This window comes from Laspinema palackyanum D2c, from assembly GCF_025370875.1.
Classification (GTDB): Bacteria; Cyanobacteriota; Cyanobacteriia; order Cyanobacteriales; family Laspinemataceae; genus Laspinema; species Laspinema palackyanum.
The window spans coordinates 19915-27497 of the sequence record NZ_JAMXFD010000043.1 but is presented as its reverse complement, the minus strand read 5'-3'; the positions used below and the strand labels follow the sequence as shown (position 1 = coordinate 27497).

Genomic DNA, 7583 nt, shown 5'->3' with positions numbered 1-7583 from the left:
ACTGAAGTCGTTACTACGAACAATTAAGAACGACTGAAGTCGTTACTACGAACAATTAAGAACGACTGAAGTCGTTAATTGAGATTTAAGGGATCGACATCGATCGCCAAACTAATGTCTCGGGGACAACGCGATCGCAACTCTTCCAACATCGGTAACTCCACCCTAATATTAGGCGGAAACTTCAGTAAGATTTGCCACCGATAGCGATCGGCAACTCGCAAAATCGGTGCCGGTGCCGGTCCCAACAAATCATATCCTCGCGTAAGATAGGCATCCGGTCCCCCCAGAACCTGAGCTAAATCTACCGCCGTATCCTCCACCGTCCAATCATCCCTTCCCGAAATTCTTAACAAAATCAACCGTCCATAGGGGGGATAACTCAACGCCTCTCGCTGTTCCAACTCCTCTTGGATAAAACTGTTATATTCCTGATTTCGCACCGCCTGAATCACCGGATGTTCCGGGGAATAGGTTTGTAAAATCGCCCGTCCCGGTTCATCTCCTCGACCCGCACGACCCGCCACCTGTGTTAACATTTGAAAGGCGCGTTCCGATGCTCTAAAATCCGCTAAATTTAATAACCCATCCGCTGCCACCACCCCAACTAAGGTCACTTGCGGTAAATCCAACCCTTTCGTCAGCATTTGGGTTCCCAGCAAAATATCCGCTTCCCCCGTGGCAAACTGTGACAATAATATCCGATGTGCGTCTTTCGTGCGAGTCGTATCACTATCAAATCGAATCACGCGCAACTCGGGAAACTGCCTCGCCAATTCCTGCATCACCCGTTGAGTGCCACTACCGAAGCGCCGAAAATAGGGAGAATCGCATTCCGGACAACGTTCCGGCGGATGACTCGTATAACTGCAATAATGACAGCGCAGAAATTCGGTCCCGCCTTCTTGAAATTGGTGATAGGACAGGGAAACATCGCAATGGGGACATTCCATCACATACCCGCAACTGCGACAAGAAACAAAGGTACTATGTCCCCGGCGATGGATAAATAATATCCCTTGTCGTCCAGTTTCTCGGAGGGTACTTAATTCTTGTTGTAGGGATTCGCTAAACAGGGAACGGTTGCCTTTGCGTAATTCCTGGCGCATATCCACGACTTCCACCGGAGGCATGGGTCGAGATTCGATGCGTTCGGGTAAGCGCAGATAATGGGTGCGATCGCCCTTTGTGGGATTAAGCGCAATCTCTACCCAAGTTTCTAAAGACGGGGTGGCAGAACCGAGAATCAGGGGACAATTGGATAATTCCGCCCGCCATTGGGCGACAGTTCGGGCATGATAAGTAGGCGCAGGGTGGTCTTGTTTGTAACTGTCGTCATATTCTTCATCGAGGATAATTAGACCCAGGTTGGGTAAAGGGGCAAAAATGGCCGATCGCGTTCCGATCGCAATTTGGGGGGTGTCTGTGAGCATTTGTCGCCAATTGTCGTACCGTTCACCCTGGGATAGCGCACTGTGATAAACCACCACTTTATCCCCAAATCTCGCTTGAAAGCGATCGCACAGTTGCGGCGTCAATCCAATTTCCGGAACCAGCACAATCGCCGATTTTCCTTGTGCTAAGATTGGGGCGATCGCCTGTAAATAGACCTCAGTTTTTCCCGAACCTGTCACCCCATGCAGCAACACTCGGGCATATCCCTCTATCTGATTAATGGTATCTAATGCCTGTTGCTGGTAGGAATTCAAAACTTTAGGCGCATCAGGAGTTTGGGTGGGTTGTGTTGGCGATCGCAATGCTTCGCGATCGTAGATTTCCACGCACCCTTTTTCCACCAACTTTGTCACAACTCCCCGACTCGTATGACAGATTTTTAGCAACTCCGCCATCCACAGTTCCCCACCCCGACGCTTTAGCACTTGCAACACTTCTCGCTGGCCCTTGCTCAAATCTGAGGGAAAAGAACTGGCAATCAGAGTAACTGCGGGTTGGAGTTTCGGCGCAGGGCGACTGCCTGCCTCACAGTAACTTTCCACCCACCCCCGGGTTTGTAACGCCTTTAACCCCGCATCTGCTCCTGGTTTAACTTTACTGCGAATATATCGTAAGGTATAATTTCCAGTTTTTGAAGATTGCAACAATTCCAAGACTTTTTGGGCGGGAATGGTTTTTAGAAACTCTTTTCCACCGGGTGGAATCTTGTCGGTCAGGCGAATCCGGTGTTGCGATCGCGCAAATAATCCCGGAGGCATCGCCGCCCGAATCACTCGCACCAAGGGAGTATAATAGTAATCCGCCACCCGTTCCAACAGTTGCCAATAGGTTGGGACAAAAAACCCGGAAGCTACCACCTCGTCAATCTCTTTAATCTGATCGAGGGATAAATGTGCTGCTAATTGATCCGTAAACCGGATGGCGATCGCCCCTAACTGTTGCGAGTTAAATGGCACACTGAGAATATCCCCCGGTTGCACCGTTAACCCGGGTGGCACTCGATAGGTAAAGAATTTTAGGGGTTCTTCATCCAGAGGCGTCTCAGAAGCGGGAGAGTCCACCAATACCTCAATCCAAGGCCCTTGGGATTCCGGATTTGTCCCTGCTGTCTCCCCGATCGCATCATAACCGCCCCCCGGTTCCGCAACCAGGTGGGCGATCGGCGATAAATCTTCCCAGGGGATATCGTATTGCATCATTGACTCACACCAGTTATGCTACCCAATTGTAGCGGGTCTTGATCCAGAAACCCAGCCGTTTCGTTTCATTGTAGGATAATAAACACCCCAAGTCTATTGCCAAATCCCATCCCTTCCCCTGAACCTTGTTCTGTTGTCGTTTAAATCATGAATCAACCCGTCCCCTGCTGTTTCTCTCCTCAAATCCACTGCTGTCCATTGCATCTCCCCATTGCCAGATAACAATGCCAGATTCTCTGATTATTGGGACCGTCAATTATACGCAACTGCGGGAATTTTTAAACGCGGGGGAATGGCAACGTGGCGATCGCGAAACCGGGCGCATTCTGTTAGAAATTGCCCAAACCTTACGAGTTGGGGATTCCCTTTCCAAAGCAGATGCTCGATGGCTAACCCGTCTGGATTATCTCACAGAAGACGATAGTTTGAACATTCCCTGTGCCGACCTATGTTTGATTGATCGCCTGTGGATGGACTCTAGCAAGGGTCATTTTGGATTCACCATTCAGTCCCAAATTTGGCAGCAACAGCAGCAGGATTATGCTCAATTTGCCCAAACCGTCGGATGGGCAGTCTCAGGGGGGATAGAATGGCGCAATTATGCTGAGCTCATCTTTGATTTAAGCGCACCTGCCGGACAGTTACCCGCAAAGCCATTTTACACCGAGGAGGGCTTAGGGGTGGGATGGGCGGGAAATTTGGCATCTCGCTTGGATGATTGTCAAGGGCCGGATTTTTGAGCCTGTTTCCCTGGGGGATATAATAATGCCACAATACTCTCCCGGGATTATGTCCGAAATTTGCCCTGAAATCCGAATTCGTTCTGCCACTGTGGATGATGTGGCGGTAATCTTTGAGTTAATTTGCGCCCTTGCTGCCTATGAGAAGCTATCCGATGCGGTTACCGGCAATCCCCAGGCACTGCATGAGCATTTATTTGGCGATCGCCCCTACGCCGAAGCATTAATTGCAGAATATTCGGGAACCGTTGTGGGATTTGCCCTATTTTTCTATAATTATTCCACATTTCTAACCCAGCCCGGGCTATATTTAGAAGACCTGTTTGTACTGCCCGACTATCGGGGTAGAGGGATTGGCAAATCCCTGATTGAGAAACTGGCAAAATTGGCCGTTGATCGCGGTTGTGGACGGATGGAATGGTCCGTATTAGATTGGAATGAACCGGCGATCGCCTTCTATCGTCGCCTAGGGGCCGAAATTCTCCCCGACTGGCGCATCTGTCGTCTGACTGGAGAGGCCCTGGTCAACAGAGGGTGAGGGTCCTGATAGGTTAGACCCCCTAAAGGGGAATACTCCCTATAACGGAAAATCAATTGAGGGGAGGGTGGGGATGCATGAAATCATTGCAATTTTAGAAGATAACCCCGGGCGCATTCAGGCAATGGAAAAGCGTCTTAAGGCGTCATTTCCTGACTGTTCGGCAATTTTTTTTAATAATGCCCCGGATATGATTGCTTGGCTAAAAGGGCACTTACATGAGTGCCTTTTGCTCAGTCTTGACCATGATTTGGGTCCGAGTTGGGAACGCATCGGCCAACTGTTTGATCCAGGAATTGGTCGGGATGTGGTAGATTATTTAATCACACAATTGCCCCAATGTCCAGTGATTCTCCATACCTCCAATAGTGATGCTGAAATTGGGATGGAAATGGCGCTGAAGGAGGCAAAGTGGCACTGTGAACGGGTCATCCCTTGCCCATCTTTGGATGCCATGGACTCTTGGGACTGGATTGATTCAGATTGGGCCGATACCCTGAAACGATTAATCCAATCTAGGGGTAAAAATAGCCCAAATTCTATCGAGGAGCGCATCCTTGAGCAGCCCGAACAACGAGCCCCTCATACCGCGCCTGCATCACGGATGATTATTGTTTTAGATGACACCCCGGAATCAGCACAATTAATCAGCGATCGCCTGAGTGAGGTGTTTCCCGGTTGGTCCGCTGGATTTTTTAAGAATTCTATAGAATTAATGGCCTGGATTTCGCGAAATACTCCCCAATTTAATCGCCTAAGCCGCGCCAAATATATTGTAATTTTAGAGAATAAAAAACAGCGAATTGACCGGATGCGCCATCACCTGGGACAGATGTTTCCAGACGAATCTTTGGTATTTTTTGATAATGCTCCTGAGATTGTATCCTGGCTAAAAATCCATTTACAAAAATGCTTGTTAATTAGCTTGGAGTATAACTTAGGACCGAATTGGACCGGGTACGAAAAAGCTTTTGATCCAGGGAATGGACGAGAGGTTGTAGATTATTTAGCCACCCAAAAGCCTCAATGCCCCTTAATTTTTCATACCTCTAATAAAGAGGCGGAAATTGGGATGGAAATGGGATTAATAGAAAGCCATTGGATTTTTGAGCGAGTGATGACATCCAAGGATTTAAAATGGATAGAAAAAACATGGTTGCCTCTGGTTAATTTACTGTTAAACCCAATTAGTCATACCCAACTGAGTGAATCCGATATTCCCTCCACTCATGCCCGCTGGGAGTTATTTAATCATTTTGCTTTAACCTTCAATGGCTATAAATCCTGGGAATCGGTAGAAGAATGCGTGGAAATTGGCGATCGCTGTGCAAAAGATTACCAAAGAAAGCATATTCTACCGCAGTCATTCCAGGAACTTCGCACCGCCTTATTGATAGCTAGAAATCGCTGGCGACGGTGTAATATGGAACCCGATGATGAAGGGATGAGTTACATTCAGGCGATCGCTCAACGCCTCCGTGACAAAGTGCGTGCCCAGCATCAGGAGTGAGTGGGAACCAAACCCGAGAATTTTGCCCAGGTTGGAGAATCAACTCCGGGGATTTGCAACAGACTTAAACCTTGAATTGCCCAGTTTTGTTATCCCCAGCAGGACTTACACAGATTTTGAGAAAGCCACCCTAAACGTAGAGGCATCAGGAGCGAATCGCCTCGACATTTAGGGTTTGACGTTAAAGATTGCGTCAGTCCCGGTCCAGTCAAGGGTCCCTCGATGAATCGCTCCGGGATTTCCGAAAATTTCTTAAACTGGGGATAGGCGGAAGACTGCCAATCTTAAGATTTGGTTAAAAAAGCAGCCCTTTCGAGGGTCTAGCTCCACAATGGAAGGTTATAGGGAATTATGGCGTCCCCATCTAAAGTAAAAGCATATCTTGCTCATTGGCTGCAATTAGGCAAAACTGTCTTGATGAAAAACGGAGGGCTAGACCGCAAGCCGAAAGAAACCATTGCAGGCGAGTCCTACAGTCCGGAGTTTGAACAATTATGGTTCGAGGTACAAGCGCCAGAGTCAGGGCATTGTTATCTAGCGGGAACCGAGGAAACCGTCGCCGAGCTCATGACCTCCGAATGGGAAATTGTGGATTGCCCTCGATGTTCCATGCCTCACCCCCTAAGAACGAGAGGAATGCCCCCCATGTCCTGTCCTTGTAACGACCTCCCGAACTGGCCGAATCAGGACATCCCTGCACCCCGATCGCCCCTGAGCAACCGGAACGAACTCCAAACCATTCGCGATCGCCTCGCTCACATGGCACTGCGAGCAGATTTGTATGCCTCCACCATTGGCACCCAACCGGCGGATTATCCGCCACCGGATCAAGCTCTAGCCTGGTTACGCCATCAGAACGAGTTAATCTTAAACTCTGCCGGAGAAGGGATTTGCGGATTGGATGAGCAGATGAAACTCACCTTTTTAAATCCTGCTGCCGAGAGAATGTTGGGTTATGGACCCGCAGAGGCGATCGGTCATCCGGTCCAACTCCTGTTAAGAACGAACCACTGTCCGAAAACCGCTCATCCAGAGGGCGAATTTCCCATTCAAGAAACCCTCCAACAAGGCAGCGTCAAATTTATTACCGATGGCGTCTTTTGGCGCAAAGACGGCACCTGTTTTCCCGTGGAATATATCAGCGCCCCCCTGCGACAAAAAGGGGAAATTGTCGGGGTAGTTTTAACCTTCAAAGACATCACTGAGCGACTGGAAATGGAACGGATGAAAGATGAGTTTATCTCCATCGTCAGCCATGAACTTCGCACCCCACTCACCTCAATTCGCGGTTCCCTAGGACTCTTAGCCAGTGGAGTCCTGGCGAATAAACCGGAAAAATCCCAACGAATGCTCACCATTGCCTTAGAAAACTCAGACCGCCTCTTGCGTCTGCTCAACGATATTCTGGATATGGAACGCATGGCCTCGGGAAAAGTGGCGATCGTCAAACAGCCTTGTTCTGCGGGAGAACTCATGGAACGCGGGGTCGATTCCATCCAAGCCCTCGCTGAAGAGGCATCGGTTTCCATTGTAGTTGAGCCTGCCCAGGTCGTCTTATGGGCTGATGCCGATCGCCTGATCCAGGTCTTTACCAATCTCCTGAGCAATGCTATCAAATTTTCCCCTCCAGGCTCCACCGTCTGGCTAACGACATCCCTGCAATCCACCCATATCCTCTTCCAAGTCAAAGATTGTGGACGCGGCATTCCCCCGGAACGGTTAGAAAAGATTTTCGAGCGCTTTCAACAGGTGGATAGTTCCGACTCCCGTGCTCATGGAGGGACCGGCTTAGGTCTAGCCATTTGTGAAAAAATTGTCCAACAGCATGGCGGGCGGATTTGGGCCGAAAGTACCCTGGGTCAAGGGAGTACCTTTTCATTTACCATCCAGCTACCCGCACCTACCCCTCAGACTGATGTTTAAGGCGATCGCCACAAGAAAAAAGCCCCCAAACCTTTGCTCAGTGGCCTAGGTTCAGGTGCTTTTAGATTAGTTTTGTGTTTGCGTTTGCGTGATTGGCAGTCCAAGCTGCTGGGTCAAAATGACCCGTGAATCCCTCTTCAAGTTCCAGAAGGACTCCCACGAGCTCAAGGGAAAAAACGACTCCAAAAGAGGGAAGTATCAACCCCTGGGACTAGGGT

Annotated in this window: 5 protein-coding genes; 4 read left to right on the top strand and 1 reads right to left on the bottom strand. The window is 49.2% G+C overall.

Annotation, left to right across the window (positions count from 1 at the left end):
• Positions 1 to 74 precede the first annotated feature (74 nt).
• A complete protein-coding gene (gene priA / locus NG795_RS26935; RefSeq protein ID WP_367291688.1) occupies positions 75 to 2651 on the bottom strand; it encodes a primosomal protein N' in 2577 nt (858 codons plus the stop codon).
• Positions 2652 to 2878: 227 nt separating this feature from the next.
• Here priA and NG795_RS26930 point away from each other — a divergent pair, with 227 nt between their 5' ends.
• The 4 genes from NG795_RS26930 to NG795_RS26915 all read left to right on the top strand — a co-directional run bounded on the left by NG795_RS26930 (position 2879) and on the right by NG795_RS26915 (position 7365).
• On the top strand, positions 2879 to 3394 hold the full coding sequence (locus NG795_RS26930) for a GUN4 domain-containing protein (RefSeq protein ID WP_367291685.1): 516 nt from the start codon (positions 2879 to 2881) through the stop codon (positions 3392 to 3394).
• A 25-nt stretch (positions 3395 to 3419) separates the two neighbouring features.
• Positions 3420 to 3932 (top strand): GNAT family N-acetyltransferase, encoded by a 513-nt coding sequence (locus tag NG795_RS26925; protein WP_436836093.1) that lies wholly within the window; start codon positions 3420 to 3422, stop codon positions 3930 to 3932.
• 73 nt (positions 3933 to 4005) lie between these two features.
• Positions 4006 to 5442: a cyclic-phosphate processing receiver domain-containing protein gene (locus NG795_RS26920; protein WP_367291684.1), complete on the top strand. Its 1437-nt coding sequence runs from the start codon at positions 4006 to 4008 to the stop codon at positions 5440 to 5442.
• Between the two features lie 351 nt (positions 5443 to 5793).
• A complete protein-coding gene (locus tag NG795_RS26915) occupies positions 5794 to 7365 on the top strand; it encodes a PAS domain-containing sensor histidine kinase (protein ID WP_367291683.1) in 1572 nt (523 codons plus the stop codon).
• Positions 7366 to 7583: the final 218 nt, after the last annotated feature.

What these genes read in the sequence shown, in the direction of transcription:
- priA (WP_367291688.1), bottom strand. Translation starts at nt 2,651, where the DNA reads ATGCAATACGATATCCCCTGGGAAGATTTATCGCCGATCGCCCACCTG.
- NG795_RS26930 (WP_367291685.1), top strand. Translation starts at nt 2,879, where the DNA reads ATGCCAGATTCTCTGATTATTGGGACCGTCAATTATACGCAACTGCGG.
- NG795_RS26925 (WP_436836093.1), top strand. Translation starts at nt 3,420, where the DNA reads ATGCCACAATACTCTCCCGGGATTATGTCCGAAATTTGCCCTGAAATC.
- NG795_RS26920 (WP_367291684.1), top strand. Translation starts at nt 4,006, where the DNA reads ATGCATGAAATCATTGCAATTTTAGAAGATAACCCCGGGCGCATTCAG.
- NG795_RS26915 (WP_367291683.1), top strand. Translation starts at nt 5,794, where the DNA reads ATGGCGTCCCCATCTAAAGTAAAAGCATATCTTGCTCATTGGCTGCAA.